General features: G+C 55.0%; 14 protein-coding genes, 1 pseudogene and 1 CRISPR repeat array. Of the genes and pseudogenes, 5 read left to right on the top strand and 10 right to left on the bottom strand.

The window, feature by feature from the left end; translation table 11 throughout:
* Window positions 1–218: 218 nt before the first annotated feature.
* The 5 genes and pseudogenes from PG1C_RS07925 to PG1C_RS07940 form a co-directional block, all read right to left on the bottom strand.
* A complete protein-coding gene (locus tag PG1C_RS07925; protein ID WP_414629203.1) occupies window positions 219–1,424 on the bottom strand; it encodes an IS256 family transposase in 1,206 nt (401 codons plus the stop codon).
* A 147-nt stretch (window positions 1,425–1,571) separates the two neighbouring features.
* Window positions 1,572–1,889, bottom strand: a complete 318-nt coding sequence (locus PG1C_RS07930) for an MAPEG family protein (protein ID WP_202634291.1) — start codon at window positions 1,887–1,889, stop codon at window positions 1,572–1,574.
* 311 nt (window positions 1,890–2,200) lie between these two features.
* A pseudogene (locus PG1C_RS14850) lies at window positions 2,201–2,334 on the bottom strand (multicopper oxidase domain-containing protein); the annotation flags it as partial.
* 112 nt (window positions 2,335–2,446) lie between these two features.
* Window positions 2,447–2,854, bottom strand: coding sequence for a hypothetical protein (locus tag PG1C_RS07935; protein WP_202634292.1), 408 nt, complete (start codon window positions 2,852–2,854; stop codon window positions 2,447–2,449).
* 73 nt (window positions 2,855–2,927) lie between these two features.
* On the bottom strand, window positions 2,928–5,351 hold the full coding sequence (locus PG1C_RS07940; RefSeq protein WP_202634293.1) for a DNA internalization-related competence protein ComEC/Rec2: 2,424 nt from the start codon (window positions 5,349–5,351) through the stop codon (window positions 2,928–2,930).
* 76 nt (window positions 5,352–5,427) lie between these two features.
* Between PG1C_RS07940 and PG1C_RS07945 the strand changes: the two genes are divergently transcribed.
* The 5 genes from PG1C_RS07945 (at window position 5,428) to PG1C_RS07965 (ending at window position 7,883) form a co-directional block, all read left to right on the top strand.
* Entirely contained in the window at window positions 5,428–6,132 is a 705-nt protein-coding gene (locus PG1C_RS07945) for a fumarylacetoacetate hydrolase family protein (RefSeq protein WP_202634294.1), read from the top strand.
* A 9-nt stretch (window positions 6,133–6,141) separates the two neighbouring features.
* Window positions 6,142–6,693, top strand: a complete 552-nt coding sequence (locus PG1C_RS07950) for a DUF2062 domain-containing protein (RefSeq protein ID WP_202634295.1) — start codon at window positions 6,142–6,144, stop codon at window positions 6,691–6,693.
* A 290-nt stretch (window positions 6,694–6,983) separates the two neighbouring features.
* Window positions 6,984–7,211, top strand: coding sequence for a hypothetical protein (locus PG1C_RS07955; protein WP_202634296.1), 228 nt, complete (start codon window positions 6,984–6,986; stop codon window positions 7,209–7,211).
* A gap of 82 nt (window positions 7,212–7,293) precedes the next feature.
* Complete coding sequence (locus PG1C_RS07960) at window positions 7,294–7,500, top strand: AbrB/MazE/SpoVT family DNA-binding domain-containing protein (RefSeq protein WP_202634297.1); 207 nt, start codon at window positions 7,294–7,296, stop codon at window positions 7,498–7,500.
* Window positions 7,497–7,883 (top strand): type II toxin-antitoxin system VapC family toxin, encoded by a 387-nt coding sequence (locus PG1C_RS07965; protein WP_202634298.1) that lies wholly within the window; start codon window positions 7,497–7,499, stop codon window positions 7,881–7,883. The genes PG1C_RS07960 and PG1C_RS07965 overlap by 4 nt, the downstream gene beginning before the upstream one ends.
* A 52-nt stretch (window positions 7,884–7,935) precedes the next feature.
* Window positions 7,936–10,412: a CRISPR direct-repeat array (repeat unit 36 nt; unit sequence GTTCCGGTCAGAGCGCAAATCCCAATCTGCTAAAGT).
* A gap of 70 nt (window positions 10,413–10,482) precedes the next feature.
* Here PG1C_RS07965 and cas2 read toward each other — a convergent pair.
* The 5 genes from cas2 to PG1C_RS07990 form a co-directional block, all read right to left on the bottom strand.
* Complete coding sequence (gene cas2 / locus PG1C_RS07970) at window positions 10,483–10,809, bottom strand: CRISPR-associated endonuclease Cas2 (protein ID WP_348539339.1); 327 nt, start codon at window positions 10,807–10,809, stop codon at window positions 10,483–10,485.
* 6 nt (window positions 10,810–10,815) lie between these two features.
* Window positions 10,816–11,745 carry a type II CRISPR-associated endonuclease Cas1 gene (gene cas1, locus PG1C_RS07975; protein ID WP_202634300.1) on the bottom strand — a complete coding sequence of 310 codons (930 nt, stop codon included), beginning with the start codon at window positions 11,743–11,745 and terminating at the stop codon, window positions 10,816–10,818.
* A gap of 5 nt (window positions 11,746–11,750) precedes the next feature.
* Window positions 11,751–14,861, bottom strand: a complete 3,111-nt coding sequence (gene cas9, locus PG1C_RS07980) for a type II CRISPR RNA-guided endonuclease Cas9 (protein WP_202634301.1) — start codon at window positions 14,859–14,861, stop codon at window positions 11,751–11,753.
* Between the two features lie 206 nt (window positions 14,862–15,067).
* Window positions 15,068–15,742: a lipoprotein-releasing ABC transporter ATP-binding protein LolD gene (gene lolD, locus PG1C_RS07985; protein WP_202634302.1), complete on the bottom strand. Its 675-nt coding sequence runs from the start codon at window positions 15,740–15,742 to the stop codon at window positions 15,068–15,070.
* A complete protein-coding gene (locus PG1C_RS07990; protein WP_202634303.1) occupies window positions 15,735–16,988 on the bottom strand; it encodes a lipoprotein-releasing ABC transporter permease subunit in 1,254 nt (417 codons plus the stop codon). The genes lolD and PG1C_RS07990 overlap by 8 nt, the downstream gene beginning before the upstream one ends.
* Window positions 16,989–17,010 lie beyond the last annotated feature (22 nt).

Below are 17,010 nucleotides of genomic sequence, written 5' to 3' on the forward strand. Positions count from 1 at the left end.
CCGTGAGCATCGGGTTTTTTAGCGAACGAACCGCCTGCTCACAGTTACGATGCCTGCTGTAGCGCCATCAAGGCTGGGTACACTTTCATTAACAGCGCCAAACACAGCACAATACCAAACAGATACGTGCCCAAAGAGCCGATAAAGCGCAATTTACTGGGGAGTGTCCTGAATTTTGTGTGCAAGGCGGTTGATGTTTCATTGATTGCTGCCTGATTTTACGCGACACGTTTCGTAAAGCGATCCCCGAACTGGATGGCGAATTGCACCATCGCGGCTTTCCAGTGAAACACCGGCATTGCCCATTCCTTGGTGATGTTTCTCAGCGCCAGCCAGATCAGCTTGGTCGCCGCCTCGTCGTTGGGGAAATGCCCGCGTGTCTTGATCGCCTTGCGGATGCGCGCGTTGACCGATTCGATGGCATTGGTGGTGTAAATCACCCGCCGAATCTCGGGCGGGAACGCAAAGAATGGCGTCACGTAGTCCCATGCACGCCGCCAGGCCGCAGCGACATGCGGCAGTTTCGTTCCCCATTCGGATTGCGCGAACGCCGTCAGCGCGACTTCTGCGGCGTCTGCGCTCGTCGCGGTGTAGATCGGACGCAGCGCCGCTGCGACGGCTTTGCGATCCTTCCAACTGGCATAGTCCAGGCTGTTGCGGATCAAGTGCACGATGCAGGTTTGCAGGACGGCTTCCGGATACGCCGCAGCAAGCGCCTCTGGAATCCCTTTCAGACCATCGGAAACGGCGATCAGCACGTCCTCCACGCCGCGCGTCTTCAAGTCGTTGAAGACCTTGAGCCAGAACTTGGCCCCTTCGGTGTGTTCGATCCACAGCCCGAGAATGTCGCGGCTGCCGTCGGGCAGGATGCCCAGCGCAAGATAGACCGCCTTGTTCCTGACCAGGCCGTCGTCGCGGATCTTGACCCGCAACGCGTCGAAGAAGATCACGGGGTACATCGGCTCCAGCGGTCGGGCCTGCCAGGCAGAGACTTCGGCCATGACTTCATCGGTCACGGTGCTGATGAAATCCGGCGACACCTCGACGTGATACATCTCGGTCAGGTGCGCGCGGATGTCGCGCGTGCTCATGCCGCGTGCATACATCGACAGGATCAAGTCATCAAAGCCTTCGTAGCGGCGGCCATGCTTGGGGACGATCAGGGGTTCGAACGCGCCGCTGCGGTCGCGCGGGATGTCGATCCTGAGCGGGCCGGTGTCGGTGAGGAGCGTCTTGCCGCTGCTGCCGTTGCGATGGTTGGCAACGCCTGCGGGCTTGTCTTCGCCGGGTGCGTAGCCCAGATGCAGGCTCATCTCAGCAGCCAGCGCGCGCTCGATGATCGCGCGTTTCAGGCGTGCGGTGAGGTCGTTGACCTCGCTGCCGGTCATCGGTGCGCTGACCAGTGTGTCCAGCTGTGCCTGCATCTCGGGCGTAAACGCAGGCGCGTTGCGCGCATCCTCAATGGATTGCTGAACCATGCTCAGCTTCTTGGGTTTCGTTTGTTGCTCGGGCATATCTCGTTCCTTTCTCGAACTGATGAATATGCCTTACACACAAAAATTCGGATAGGCTCATTTACTGGGCTGCGCCATGGTAGGCGGGAGAACAATGCCAAACACAAAGATAAAGCGTGACAGCGTGACCAGACCCATACACCACATCATCCATGGGGCGGGGTTGAGCATGCCCAGCGTCAAAATCAGCACCGCAAGCATTGGCACATACTCTGTGGTGTTGCCATGCGCGCGAATCGCCTTATACAACCGGTCAGCCGGGTCGACGGTGTAACCGTACATGGTTTTTGTTGACCCTCGCGTCATGGAAACAACGAAACCAAGACCAATCACCAGAAAACCTAATAACGCAACACATAGCACCGCAATAACCATTTTTGTACTCCCCCTAAATTAAATTAAATAAACACCCCTCCGCATCAGCCCTAAGCTATCCAAAACGATTGCGGGCATCCACTGAGCGTGCCGAGTAAGTGTATCCGAAACGCGCAAACAACCTCACCTCTCACCACTGACCACTCACCCATTACTCATGATGCCCGCTATGCCGACTTTTAGCCGCAGGTTTACGCACCTGAACCTCAATATCAGCCGCCTTCTCTTGCGCGCGCGACATGGATTGTCCGCTGCCAGATGAAGCGCGTACGGGCTCAGATAACATCCCGCAACCTCATAAGCAACAGTACCCTGCGGGTGGTACATGAACGTACCGGGCTGCCGCGCCACAAACTCGTGGACGAAGGTCTTGCCAGACTGAATCAAACCCTGATACACCATCCAGGCCGTTGGGCACGCGTTGTCCACGCCAGTGAATGCTGGTGTGCGCAGCCGGATAACCCGAGCCCGCCCAGAAAAAGCACCACGCTGGGTCACATGTCAGACGCCATCGTGGTGAGGGGTGTTTAAAAAAACCTTCGCCAAATACGTTGTCATTACATGAGGATGCCTCGCCGTGGCCTCTCAAGCAAATCCACAAACGCTGAAGAATGCAGCAGTGATAACGCGGCAAAACCAACGCTATGCACCCATGCAGGATTGACTGTTGCGGTATCGGCTGTGAGGGCGAGGCTCGCATAGAAGAACGAGCAAGCCACGCATGAAACAGAAACACATGAGGTTTTGTGTTGATGATGCGCACCATGTGACGCATGTTGTGCTTCGCCCGCCAGATGATTTTCCGCGCTAATTCCCCCATGAAGCTCCAGGTGATGATCCATATCCATGGATACACCCGCAGGATGCGGCGCGCAAGCACACCGGCTCACCGCTGCAAACGCTTGCAACGGAAGCGTCACCAGCAGCATGCCAAGAATCAGTAGGCATCCAAAAGAAATCATCATGCCGAGTGCTCTGACGGACGTTCGCGAATTTCATGTCAAGCCAGCCTACCGTAATAGAGACTGGCAAATAAGGTCATTCTGTTGCTGTTATGCTTGGCATGGATTGCCAATAACGTCGCCGCAAAGTCCGCGCATGGTCAATACGCACCCCACCGGGTGTCAGATGCACAGCGACCGCACCATCTGCGTCCGTGCGATGCAAATGCGCCCCGCTGTGTTCATAGCGCGCCACAATCTCTGCCTTGGGATGCCCAAACCGGTTGCGGTAGCCCACGGGAAAGATCGCCTCTTTTGCGCCCACGGCAGCAACAAAAGCGTCTGTGGACGAGGTGCGGCTGCCATGATGCGGCACAATCAATACTTCGGCAGCAAGCCGTGACGCGTTGCCGTCCCCAGCCTGCCGTGTCACCAGCGCCGACTCTTGCGCGGCCTCGATATCCGAGGTAATCAACACGCGTCGCCCATGGGCATCAATCGCCAGCACACAAGCTACCGCATTGCTTTTCGTCGCCGCATTGGTAGCGGCCGGGTGCAGAATCAAAAAGTGAACACCATCCCAATCCCAGGCGTCCCCCGCCCGACAAGGCGCGTTTGGCAGCGTGTGATTCCACAGCGGATGCGCCGCAGGTAAGGACGCCCGCAACAGACTCACCGGAACCGCTGCCAGAATAGATTCTGCCCCGCCCGAATGGTCGTTATCGGCATGGCTGACAATGAGTTCATCCAGCCGCCGCACGCCGATCGCACGCAAATACGGCACGATAATGCGGTTGCCGCTATCGGCTTCCGCCGAAAATGTCGGACCAGTGTCAAACAGCAAATCATGCGTGGCTGTCTGTACATGAATCGCCAGGCCTTGACCCACATCCAGCACCACCACCTCGGCTTCGCCCAGCGGCGGGCGTGGCGGGGTAATGATCAGCAACGGCAAAAAAGTCAGCAAACCCAGCCAGCGTGCCGGAAAGCCGCGCGGCAACAACAACCAGACACCACCGCCCAGCGCCAGCAATATGGCCCACGCAGGCGGCGCAGCCTGCTGCCAAGTCGCCATTGGCAGAACGGCCAGCCAGTCAATGAAGCGCATCAATCCGGTCGTGATGAAATTCGCCAGCCATAGCAGCGGATCGAGAAACGGCAACACACCGGCCAGCGCCAGCGGCGTAATGACGAAACTGACCAGCGGAATCGCCACCGCATTGGCCAGCGGCGAGACCAGCGAGAATTGCTGGAACAGCGCGAGTAGCGCAGGCAACATGCCCAGCGTCACCGCCCATTGCGCGCGACCCCATTCAGCCAACCAGTGCGCTGCGCCCAGCCGCCCGCTACCAATATAGAACAGCAAAGCCACAGCGCCGAACGACAGCCAGAAACCCGCTGCCAGCACCGCCCACGGGTCGAGAATCAACACCACCAGCAAAGCCAGCGCCAACACACGCGAGGCCGCCACTTCACGGTTAAGCAACCGCGCCAGCGCCACCACGCCCAGCATGTAAAGCGTGCGCTGTGCAGGCACAGCAAACCCCGCCAGCAGGCTATAAATCAAAGCTGCAATAAAGCCACCGAGAGCAGCCGCTTTTTGCGCGGGCAAATGCAAAGGCAACACAGCCGAGCGACGCCACAACCAGCCGACCAACCAATAAAACAGCCCGGCAAACATCGTCACATGCAGGCCGGAAATGCTCATCAGATGCGTAATGCCGGTTTTAGCAAACTGCTGCCAGAGAGTCGGTGCAATCGACTGCTGATCACCAATCGCCAATGCAATCAAAATTCCTGCATACGATGCATCGGGCAATGCCGATTGAAAGCGTTCACGTATCCGTTCCCGCAGCATTTCGACGGCGTAACCCTGCCGCCAGACAGCCGCATTCAGGCGTGTTGCACTATGCGGTCGCACATAGCCTGTCGCGCGTATGCCGCGCTCGAAAAGCCATGCCTCGTAATCAAACCCCTGCGGATTCACGTTGCCATGCGGGCGCTTCAACCGTACCGTGAAACGCCAGCGCTCGCCAGCGTGCAGCGGCATGGTTGGAACATCCTCCGCCTCATCGTCCGCCCGCCCGCGATACCAGGCCAGCGAGATATGCTGAGGCACGCTGGCGGCAGCACTTTCCACATCAAACTCAAAACGCATGCCGCGTTCGATTTGCTGCGGCAAGGCACTGACCACACCAACGACTTCGATATCCCGCCCTTCATTGACTGCTGGCAAGGCCTCTGCCAAACGCCAATAAGCGCAGGCCGAGGCCCACAAGAAACCAAGCGCAAAACCCGCGATCAGCAGCGGCGTGATGATCACAAACTGCCGCACCCCAGGGATACTCGCTGCGCAGCGTCCCACCAGCGCCGACTTTCCCCATACGCGCAAGACATGCACCATCATCAGCATCGGCAATGCTACCGCGCCGCCTGCCGCAAGCCACGGCCATGCAACAAGTTCCGCCTGCTGCTGCACAAGCCAGACGCCAATGGTAAAAGCCAACACAAACACGCGCATTAAAAAACCCGCCGTTGGTCAACGCAATTCTGCATAATCATGGGCATTCACAATTTAGACACTTCGCAATCAATCCATGAGCTACGTTATCACCCCCGCATCGCATTCCACCGTTTTAGTTGCCAACAGCAGCGATCTATTCCCCGTCCATCGCATTTACTGCGCCGGTCGCAACTATGCCGCACATGCGCGCGAAATGGGCGGCAACCCCGAGCGCGAGCCACCCTTCTTTTTCTGTAAACCGGCGGATGCCGTTGTCCCCGTTCCCGCAGGCAAAACCATCGCCCTCACCTATCCACCGGAAACCGCCAATTATCACCATGAGATTGAACTCGTCGTCGCCATCGGCAAGGGCGGCAGAAATATCACTGAGAAGCGCGCCCATGATCATATCTGGGGCTATGCCGTTGGCCTGGACATGACGCGCCGCGATCTGCAAACCGCCTTGCGCGCAAAAGGCCAGCCGTGGGAGCTGGCCAAGGCATTCGATCAGTCCGCGCCCATTGGCCCGCTGTATCCGGTCAGCCGCATTGGCCACCCGAAGGCGGGCGGCATCTGGCTGAAGGTGAATGATGAACAGCGCCAGGTGGGCCGCATCGAACACATGATCTGGTCAATAACCGAGACCATCAGTCATTTGTCACGCTACTTTGAGCTTAGGCCGGGCGATTTGATTTTCACCGGCACACCCGCTGGCGTCGGCCCCGTCGTCGCAGGCGACGTACTGCGGGGCGGGATTGACGGCCTGGGTGAAATCGCCGTGCGATGCGTTGCGGCATAGATACAGACTATGCGCCGCTCGTTGAAACGCTTCCTGCCCAACCCCGACGTCATCCGCAACAACCGCTGGTTCACCCCGTTTGCCAACACCCTGCTACATCCGCGCCTGTGGCATTTGAATCGCCGTTCAGCCGCCGGGGCTGTTGCCGCCGGACTCTTCTGCGGCCTGATTCCGGGGCCATTGCAGATGCTGGGTGCTGCCATCTGCGCCGTGATTTTTCGCGTCAACCTGCCGCTCGCGCTGTTATGCACGCTGTATACCAACCCCTTCACCATCGTTCCGATCTACATGGTTGCCTTCGAGATCGGGCGGGCCGTTCTCGGCGGCTCGGCGAACTTTGCTGCGCCACCCGCGATGAATGGCGACCTGCTCGGCTGGATACCGGCGCTGACTCACTGGGTCATCGGCCTGGGCAAACCACTGGCGCTCGGCCTCGTGCTGCTGGCCTCGCTGCTGGCAGCGCTCGGTTATCTGGTCATGCGCCTGGGCTGGCGCTACTGGCTGGTGCGCGCCATAAAGCGGCGAGCGATAGTCAGGAGAAAAACGGCATCTGGAATGTGATATAAAAAATGCAAGTCGCATTGCCTGGATTATGGCGATCAAGGATACTGCGGGTTGTGCAGAAAAATATCTACTTTCCGCATTGTTTGCCAATTAACAAGCATCCCTTCACATGAGTGACTTGACAGCACCCGCGTACCCATCAGCCGTATTTTCAGGAACGAGGACTTCAGCTACCGCACCATCACCGTCGAGCGTCCCCTGCGCGAAAATGGCGACGCAGCAGGCAAGATCGTGCTGGCCACCAAGGGCAAGTCCGCACCCGACCCCTCCCGTGTGATACGGAGAATGTGCCGCTCTCCGAAGACGTGGAACCCTACTTCAAACGCGAAGTCCTGCCCCATGCGGCGGATACATGGACCTGGATCGACCACGACAAGACCAAGGTCGGCTACGAGATTCCCTTCAATCGGCACTTCTACGTCTTCAAGCCCCCACGCCCGCTCGCCGAGATCGATGCCGAGCTAAAAGGCGTCGCCGACCAGATTTTGAACATGATTGGCGGGCTGATGAAATGAGCACGAACCAAACACGAATCCAGTTCACAAATTGAGTTAAAATTCATCGATCAACAAATCGTTGCACGATAAGGACATCGATATGAATACTGTTACCCTTTCTCCCAAGTTTCAAGTGGTCATCCCCCAGTCCATCCGGAAAGCGCTTCATCTCAAGGCGGGCGAACAACTGCGTGTGCTGCGCTACGGCGACCGGGTGGAGTTCATCCCTGTTCGCCCCATGCAGGAAATGCGTGGCTTTTTGCGCGGCATGGATACTCTCATCGAGCGGGAGGATGACCGCCTGTGACTATTGCCAACGTCGTCGACTCTTCTGGGTGGCTGGAATACTTCACCGACAGCGGCCGCGCATCCCTCTTCGCCCCGGCCATTGAAGATGCCGAAAATCTGATGATACCCGTCATCACCATTTATGAAGTCTGCAAAAAGGTGCTGCGCGAACGCGGGGAAAATGACGCGCTCCAAATTGCCAGCATGATGCAGACCGGGCAGGTCATCGACCTGGACAGCGCCCTGGCGCTGGAAGCCATGCGCTATCCGCTCCCCATGGCGGACAGTCTGATCTACGCCACGGCGATGCGTCACGGCGCAACGCTGTGGACGCAGGACGAGCATTTCAAAGACCTCCCGCAGGTGCGTTTTTTCCCCAAAAATCCGGCGACCGGTGCATGAGCTTTCCGCGCTACCCGAGCTATAAGAAGGACAGCGGCGTGCGATGGCCTCGGTTCCGGTCAGAGCGCAAATCCCAATCTGCTAAAGTATCCCGCTAATTTGCTTGCTTCTGCATCTAGTTCCGGTCAGAGCGCAAATCCCAATCTGCTAAAGTCTTTTCACCGGACACCCCCCGAGTTGTGTAGTTCCGGTCAGAGCGCAAATCCCAATCTGCTAAAGTCCGCCCTTCCATAGGCCGCATCAATCGGATGTTCCGGTCAGAGCGCAAATCCCAATCTGCTAAAGTTTTATTGCCGGTCGAATCTTCGGGAATCCGGTTCCGGTCAGAGCGCAAATCCCAATCTGCTAAAGTAAGCATGGGGGAACAGAGCATCGATCAAGGGTTCCGGTCAGAGCGCAAATCCCAATCTGCTAAAGTCTTGTCTATTCTCAAACAAGTATCACGCAAGTTCCGGTCAGAGCGCAAATCCCAATCTGCTAAAGTATATTGATACCCATCGGATGTGGATGATGAGTTCCGGTCAGAGCGCAAATCCCAATCTGCTAAAGTCTTTTCTGACAACGCCAACGTGCGAATCAAGTTCCGGTCAGAGCGCAAATCCCAATCTGCTAAAGTCAGATCGCCTCGGTTCGCCTTGTTGCGGCTGTTCCGGTCAGAGCGCAAATCCCAATCTGCTAAAGTTTTGTTGATGCCCATGCGTCGCGCGAAGGCGTTCCGGTCAGAGCGCAAATCCCAATCTGCTAAAGTCTGCGCGCCGCCCGAGTGCATCGTACTCGAGTTCCGGTCAGAGCGCAAATCCCAATCTGCTAAAGTGTTGGATACATAGCCAAGTATGTGAGCAAAGTTCCGGTCAGAGCGCAAATCCCAATCTGCTAAAGTGATCGGCACCTCGACAGATAGGCTGAAGGTGTTCCGGTCAGAGCGCAAATCCCAATCTGCTAAAGTTCAAGTATTCTTGCTAGGGTCTTTCATGTAGTTCCGGTCAGAGCGCAAATCCCAATCTGCTAAAGTTACTTCACTCGATATGGCACAGAGCCGGTAGTTCCGGTCAGAGCGCAAATCCCAATCTGCTAAAGTCCCTCAACCATCACATCTCGCGCATCAGAGTTCCGGTCAGAGCGCAAATCCCAATCTGCTAAAGTCGGAATGACGACGACCCGATCCCTGCGCGAGTTCCGGTCAGAGCGCAAATCCCAATCTGCTAAAGTGGTAGCGCAGGCGTTGGGCTACTGCCCATAGTTCCGGTCAGAGCGCAAATCCCAATCTGCTAAAGTAAGCAGCGCGAGGCCCTGATGTTGCATGCCGTTCCGGTCAGAGCGCAAATCCCAATCTGCTAAAGTCCGCGCTGGCGGTGACATCAATCCGGCTCAGTTCCGGTCAGAGCGCAAATCCCAATCTGCTAAAGTATCAAAAAAGTGGCGGCACGCGCCGGTGTCGTTCCGGTCAGAGCGCAAATCCCAATCTGCTAAAGTCACCCCCTCCAATGCCTGTTGCACCTGTGAGTTCCGGTCAGAGCGCAAATCCCAATCTGCTAAAGTTGAATTCGGCATGGCTACTCCTGTGTGAGTGTTCCGGTCAGAGCGCAAATCCCAATCTGCTAAAGTAACAATAGTTTGCGAGTCTTGCGATGTATTGTTCCGGTCAGAGCGCAAATCCCAATCTGCTAAAGTTCGAAGGCAAGGAAGGCGACGACAAAGGGAGTTCCGGTCAGAGCGCAAATCCCAATCTGCTAAAGTAAACTCAAAACTCACCGACATGATGGCGCAGTTCCGGTCAGAGCGCAAATCCCAATCTGCTAAAGTAGTCGGCCAGTAGTTCGCATCCGTGAACCAGTTCCGGTCAGAGCGCAAATCCCAATCTGCTAAAGTGAGCCGACTGGCTTCCAGCGCATCAATCTGGTTCCGGTCAGAGCGCAAATCCCAATCTGCTAAAGTAATAGCCTTGACGGATGCTTTAACGGCCTCGTTCCGGTCAGAGCGCAAATCCCAATCTGCTAAAGTTACCTTCCGGCTGTTGCCGCTTTGGTGCAAGTTCCGGTCAGAGCGCAAATCCCAATCTGCTAAAGTTGAAATACTTGAAAGCAATGGACTGAATGAGTTCCGGTCAGAGCGCAAATCCCAATCTGCTAAAGTGCTACCGACTGCCGCAAGACGGCCTCTCCGGTTCCGGTCAGAGCGCAAATCCCAATCTGCTAAAGTTGCAATGGCGATTATTAAAATCCGCATGGCTGTTCCGGTCAGAGCGCAAATCCCAATCTGCTAAAGTGAAACCACCAAATGGGTATGGATTAACAAGGTTCCGGTCAGAGCGCAAATCCCAATCTGCTAAAGTTGCGACAACTTTCTGCGCCTCGACATGCTCGTTCCGGTCAGAGCGCAAATCCCAATCTGCTAAAGTCATGCCATGCTATATGAATTAGCGCCCTCCGTTCCGGTCAGAGCGCAAATCCCAATCTGCTAAAGTTTTCATGCAGCATTGCGTGTGCCATTTCAGTTCCGGTCAGAGCGCAAATCCCAATCTGCTAAAGTACCACTGCACTAACCCATTGATCTTTTGATGGGTTAAGTGCAGCTTCTGACAGGAAAAATGTTGATTTCATCAAAACAGATCATATTGATCCGGTGATTTTTTACTTGGGTTTTTCTTTTTGCCCTGGAAGGTGATGATTCTCTCATACTGCTTGTCAGTGAATTGCAAGATATTTACCTTTCCGCCGGTGGGTAAGCTTTTTTCCACCTGCAAGATATAAGTATCTATTTGACTCTGACTACTGCAAAAACGCATATACACTGAAAATTGCGACATCTCAAAGCCCATGTCAAGCAATGTATTACGAAAATCCGTGGCAGCTTTTCGCTCAGCTTTTTCGACAACGGGTAAATCGAACATCACCGTAATCCACATAAGGCGATATCCGGAAAGCATGGCACGTTAATCGTCTTGTAACGATGCCGCAAGGCTGAGGGGCAAACCAGGCAACGGCAGGTCAAGTTTGTCTTTTTCACCCATGAAAACTTGCGCCAATGATGTAGCCAGTTTTTGTGCGCAGACCATCACAGGTGTTGTCCCCGAGCTGGTTTGCATATCGTCGTAGAGGGTTCTCACCAAGGCACGTTTGCTCTCCGGTGTAACCTCACCTTCGCTTTGCTTGTGCAATTGCCAGACTTTCAAGTCCATCATGGGGCGAAAGGGTTCCATCAAATCATCCACCAAACGCATAGCATTACCAGCATTGCTGTGATGCAGCCCGATGGTTGGATGTAGCCCTGCAGCCACCACAGCACGTGCAGTCGCGGCGCGCAGAACGGTATAACCATAGTTGAGCATGGCATTAAGACCGCCTGCTTGTTGGTCGCGGCGAAAATCATCCCCTAATAAAAGTCCCCAATAACGCCGTGCCCCTTGAGCTTCAAAGTTATCCGGGTCACCCGAGCGCACTTTGCGTACCAAGGCCGATAGTGGAACAAACGGTGCGCCAGTGGCTTCGAGTGCAGCTGCTTGTTGCTGAAGTTTGGATTTGACGATTTCCGCCCATAACCGTTTTATCAACGGCTGCTTGGCGGCGATTTGCGCATCGAAGCGCTTGGCTTGCTGAAAGTTGCCCTCTATCGACCACACCATGCCCACTGCGTTGTGGTTAGCCGCACATAATACAAAGGGCGCACAACGCTCGGCTAGCGCCACTAACAGGTTGTTCGTGTAACTTAAACCGTGGGCATTGGCGATTACGGCTGTAATGTCATCCAGCGGAACCTGCCCCAGTTCTTTGCGCTCGCCTTCGGTATCTTGCACCACCAAAAAGCCGCGTGATAGAAACAAGTGTCGCCGGTCATCCGCCACTTCGACGATGCGGCCTATCACTGTGATTACTCTTTGAAACCAGGGTCGCGGAGTTCGCCGATGGGTGAAATATTGATTCGGCGTGCATTAGCTTTCTGCAAAGAACCTGCCATTTTTGAAACATAGGCAAAAGTTTCTTCTTTGCTGCGATTTCTTGCATCAACGTTTGCTTCGCTTGTATCAGCCATAAATATCTGCCCGTTGCCACTTAATGTTGCAATACGCATCGTTCGGGTTTGCTCATCAATAATCAACCGAACTACATCATCAATCATCAATCGCATCACCAATAGCTTTCCGCTGACACTCAAAGTTGAATGTCGCAGCCTTGCAATGCCATGCTCTCGCACCAACTGATAAGCCTCAAATGTAGAAATGACTTCACCTTCCCACTTGCCTTTCTCATTGCGAACAATCTCGATGCAATAGTTGCTATCGCCTTTGTATCCTTTATATGGCCTTGGCTCGCCATTGGGTAGCAAGCCATGCCGATCTGTGGCTTTTGCGTTGCTGATTTCAATGACCTTGAGATTATCCTCACTGTGCGTCCGCACCCCTTCCACCATTTTGTGAAAGCTGACTTTGCCATCACCACGCAATCCATAAGCCGTATCGTTGTGCATTGCACCTTCATGACTGTGATCCGGCTTGTGGCTTATCCATATAGCGTTAATGGCGCGCTGAACATGCTCCCGATAACTGCCCCAAGGTAGCGGCATGTTTTCAACCAAGCGATTAAGCTGCTGCTCACGCGCACTGGCACTCGCTTTTGCGAAACGCTGTAACAAGCCCTGATCTGTCACGGCGATTACGCAGGCATCCACCGCATGATGGCGATGATCATTGCGATTTTTTTCGCCGTTCAAACCAAGTACATCGTTCAGACCGAATTTTGCGCGTAGCATAGCGGTCATGCGCCCGGGAATCACACGCGTGTTGGGGCAAATCAACTTGAGATATTCAAACGCGACCTTACTCATGTGGCGAGTATCGTTAAGCGCACGGGCCAGAAAACTTGCATCATCTTTTAGCCAGCGTTGATAACCATTTTCGGCAAAGCGGTAACGCTTGGCTTTTGGCATTCCTTCAGCTCGGACAAGAATGCTTTCATAATCAAACCCTGCCACGGCTTGCGCACCAAATGCATCCCACGGCGTGCGATTACCCTTGATGCGATTCGCCTGACGCAGTGCCACCGTTTTGTTGTTCAAGCTATCGTCCAGCGTTTGCGAGAAAGGCAGGATGTGTTCGACTTCCACCTCGTCGCTCAGCAGCATGGTTGCGCTGATTTGTGCGCCAGAATAGGGGCAACGACGGTCAGCAGGGTCAAAACTGAGCTCTTCCCATAGAATCATTTTCTGAATGTCATCTCGCCTGACACGCTCTTCACTGATTTTCAAAGTACCTGCAATGGCATCCCGCAACCGTTTGTTGCGCTTTTGATTTTCTGCCTGCCGCTTGCTTTCCTCGTCGCGCTGATCTTTGCTTTGCTTCAAGTCGCGTGCTAACTCAACAATCACCTCGCTGGGGTGCCCGTAGCGTTTGAGCAGGGCATTCACCACAAGGCGAATCTGGTTCAGTCCGATATGTACGGTGGGGTTGGCAATTTTTCCATAGCGTTTTTCGGCAGGGTCTTCGGGCTCGCCGCTACCAAAGCCAACGTGACGTTGCAGATATTCGCCGTAGTAAGGCAGCACCTTGTGTATGTGGAATTGTTTGACCTCACCTGAGTCCTGATCGATACTTTCGATCTTGAACGTGAGGCCAGGAATCTCGGTGTTTGACCCTAGCCGACTATGATGTTCGAAGCCTGCGGCTTGTACTGCTTTGTCGTATGTCATCACGTCACGGCGCAATTCCGGCAGGATTCTCGCTAGCGCCTTTGCGCACAGGCTGCCGTAGCCTTCAGGTAACCCAACATTGGCGATGGCTTCGGCGCGTTTTTCATCAATGCCTGTTTCGTCCTGCAGCCAGCGCACGAGCTTGGCTTCATTTTCTTCTTTGACCAATTGCAGCACGATGGCATCTTGTTTGGCCTCATCGAAAGTAAACCATGCTTTGCCAAAATGCTTATCGTTACTCAAAATGGCACTAGTCGTATTGCCTTTGAGTTCTTGACGTTTCAGATCCTCAAAATTGAACTGTACTGCGCCACCCACTCCAAGCAACGTCTTGATTTGCGTAAAACTGTGCTTACTGTTTTTTTCCAATGCTGCAATGAGGTCGTCGCGCTGCTTCAACGTTAATGGCTCTTCTTTCAAGCCATCTCGCAAGATGCGCAGGTTATTAACTTCCTGATACATGCGAAACCGCTGCGTACTAGGCAAAGCAAGCGGTGCGCGCTCTTCATCCGGCATAAATGTGCAGCGCCCAGATTTAACGGGTTTGAGCGGACGTTGATGCAACAAAACATCTTTCAGATCGGCACGTGCAGCTTCGGTAAATAGAGCGGGGTTTAGTTCGGCCTGCTTCTTCCATAATTCATCAAACTCCTGCTCAATCATGGCACGATCGATATACAGGTCGTAATACTTGTCGATTTTTGTTTTGCCATCTTCCTTGATGACTTTATCCTGATGGTAACGAGCACGGACGGTCAAACCTGCCACATCGCGCTTGTGCAGCCATTCACCTACGGTGCGGCAACCTTCGGCCTCAATGGTCGCTCGTACCTTGCCGATGGCAGTTTTCAGTGCACCGCTATCGTTATCTTTTTTATCTGTCTTGCGATTACTTTTAAAACCACGCCGCTGGTTGATGTGAAACAGTGCACGACCAAATTCAGCGGGAGTCAATGCCTCATCCAAGCCTTTTGCACGCAAAGCAAAAGGGTTAATGGTTTCCAGTGCCTTACGCTGCGCTGCTTCGGCGGGGAAAAAACCATATTCAATAAGCGTGCGCATCATGCGCGCTTTACGTTTGAGCAGACGGTCTCGGCGGCGGCGCATGGCGCGTGCTTCTCGACGCGTCACCGCGAGCGAAGACCCATCCTTGGGGTTTCGGCCATTCGAGAAAATGCGCACACCCGCCTTAATCACTGCACATGGTTGGTTATCGGCATCAAGCCGTATCATCGCCCATCCGAGAGATGTCGATCCCAAGTCGAGTGCCAACCGATAATGCATTTTATGTAGCATGACCTACCCCTTAACTATATTGTTTTATTCTATTGGAATTTACTTGACAGAATAGCGTTATCCAATGACAATCAGTTTCACCAGTAAATTGGGATTTGCGCTCTGAACGCTAACAAGCTGAAAGATGCACCAAATGAAAGGGCCGCTATATGCGGCCCTTTTTTATTGTTTTGATTTCACCCTCAAATAAATCGCCGCCAGTTTTATCACTCCACCAGCCGACCATCATCAAGATGCAATACCCGCGCCGCACGCGTGGCAAGGCTGGCGTCATGTGTCACCATGACCAGCGCGGCGCCGTGTTCGCGGCAGAGTTCCAGCAGCAGATCGAATACTGCATCGGCCGAGGCGCGGTCGAGGTTGCCCGTGGGCTCATCGACAAGCAGGCAGGCGGGCTGGGTCACCAGCGCACGCGCCACGGCAACGCGCTGGCGCTCACCCCCGGACAGTGCGCCGGGGCGATGGGTTAAGCGGTGACTCAAGCCGACGCGCTGTAATACGTTGGACGCCTGCGCCAGCGCTGCGCTGCGCGCCATGCGCCGGATGAACAACGGCATGGCAACATTTTCCAGTGCGGAAAACTCGGCCAGCAGATGATGAAACTGATAGACGAAACCCAGCGTTTGATTACGCAAGCGGCCGCGCTCGGCTTCACTGGCTTTACTCAAGTCTTTGCCTTGCAGCCACACCATGCCCGCGGTCGGCTGATCGAGCCCGCCGAGCAAATGCAGCAGCGTGCTCTTGCCTGAACCACTGGCGCCGACAATGGCCACCGTCTCGCCAGCACCGACTTTTAGATCGACGCCGGCGAGCACCGGCACATCCACCGCGCCCTGATGAAATGTCTTGGCCAAGCCCGCGCAGGAAATCACCTCATTCATAGCGCAAGGCCTCCGCCGGTTGCGTGCGCGAAGCACGCCAGCTGGGATACAGCGTCGCCAGGATGGTCAGCACGAACGACACCACGCTGATCGTGCCCACATCCGACCAGTGCATGTCCGAGGGTAGCTCGCTGATGTAATACACATCCTTGGCCAGAAATTGCATGCTGAACAGCCGCTCGATGAAGGGCACCACGACATCAATGTTGAGCGCAACAGTGACGCCGAGCGCCACGCCAGCCAGCAGCCCGATAACGCCTATCAGTGTGCCCTGCACGACAAAAATGCCCATGATGCTGGGCGGGCTGGCCCCCAGTGTGCGCAAAATGGCGATGTCGGCGCGCTTGTCCTGCACGGCCATGACCAACGTCGACACAATGTTGAAAGCAGCCACGGCGACGATCAGCAGCAGGATTAAAAACATCATGCGTTTTTCAATATCCACGGCGCGGAAAAAGTTGGCATGAGTGCGCGTCCAGTCGGTCACCCCAACATCCGCATCCAGAAAACGCAACAGCTCGCGGCTGATTTTTGGCGCGGCAAACAGATCGTCCACCTTGAGCCGTACACCGGAGACGCGGTCGCCCATGCGATACATTTTTTGCGCGTCGCTCAGTTCAATTAACGCCAAGCCGGAATCAAACTCATACATGCCCACATCAAAAATACCCACCACGCGAAACTGTTTTACGCGCGGCAAGATCGCGGCAGGCGTCACCAGACCTTGCGGTGCGAGCAGCGTTACCTTGTCGCCCAGGCGCGCCTGCAACGCATGCGCCAGTTCCGCGCCCAGCACGATGCCGAATTCGCCGGGCACAAGCTGTTCAAGCCTGCCTGCCTGCATGTGGCGGCTGAAATTCGCCACTGTGTCTTCGGCCTTGGGCACGATGCCGCGCACCATGACGCCGCGCACCTGGCCGTCGAAACTCAGCATGCCTTGCTGCTGTACATAGGGTGCGGCGGCCCGCACCTGGGGATGACGGGCAACGCCCTGCACCACGTGGCTCCAGTCGGTCAGCTCGCCCGATTCGGTGGTGACCTGAATATGCGAGACGACGCCCAGAATCCGCTCACGCAATTCTTTCTGAAAGCCGTTCATCACCGAGAGCACGATAATCAACGCGGCCACGCCAAGCGCCAAGCCGAGCATGGAAATCAGCGCGATGAAGGAAATGAAACGATTGCCACCGCCTTCGCGGGGCTGGGCGCGCGTGTAGCGCAAACCAATAAGGAATTCGTAACGCATGAAAGACAAACGGGGAGCCCAT

Source organism: Rugosibacter aromaticivorans (assembly GCF_000934545.1).
Taxonomy (GTDB): domain Bacteria; phylum Pseudomonadota; class Gammaproteobacteria; order Burkholderiales; family Rhodocyclaceae; genus Rugosibacter; species Rugosibacter aromaticivorans.

What these genes read in the sequence shown, in the direction of transcription:
- PG1C_RS07940 (WP_202634293.1), bottom strand. Translation starts at nt 5,351, where the DNA reads ATGCGCGTGTTTGTGTTGGCTTTTACCATTGGCGTCTGGCTTGTGCAG.
- PG1C_RS07990 (WP_202634303.1), bottom strand. Translation starts at nt 16,988, where the DNA reads ATGCGTTACGAATTCCTTATTGGTTTGCGCTACACGCGCGCCCAGCCC.
- PG1C_RS07935 (WP_202634292.1), bottom strand. Translation starts at nt 2,854, where the DNA reads ATGATGATTTCTTTTGGATGCCTACTGATTCTTGGCATGCTGCTGGTG.
- cas9 (WP_202634301.1), bottom strand. Translation starts at nt 14,861, where the DNA reads ATGCTACATAAAATGCATTATCGGTTGGCACTCGACTTGGGATCGACA.
- PG1C_RS07960 (WP_202634297.1), top strand. Translation starts at nt 7,294, where the DNA reads ATGAATACTGTTACCCTTTCTCCCAAGTTTCAAGTGGTCATCCCCCAG.
- lolD (WP_202634302.1), bottom strand. Translation starts at nt 15,742, where the DNA reads ATGAATGAGGTGATTTCCTGCGCGGGCTTGGCCAAGACATTTCATCAG.
- PG1C_RS07925 (WP_414629203.1), bottom strand. Translation starts at nt 1,424, where the DNA reads ATGCAGGCACAGCTGGACACACTGGTCAGCGCACCGATGACCGGCAGC.
- PG1C_RS07950 (WP_202634295.1), top strand. Translation starts at nt 6,142, where the DNA reads ATGCGCCGCTCGTTGAAACGCTTCCTGCCCAACCCCGACGTCATCCGC.
- cas2 (WP_348539339.1), bottom strand. Translation starts at nt 10,809, where the DNA reads ATGCTTTCCGGATATCGCCTTATGTGGATTACGGTGATGTTCGATTTA.
- PG1C_RS07945 (WP_202634294.1), top strand. Translation starts at nt 5,428, where the DNA reads ATGAGCTACGTTATCACCCCCGCATCGCATTCCACCGTTTTAGTTGCC.
- PG1C_RS07930 (WP_202634291.1), bottom strand. Translation starts at nt 1,889, where the DNA reads ATGGTTATTGCGGTGCTATGTGTTGCGTTATTAGGTTTTCTGGTGATT.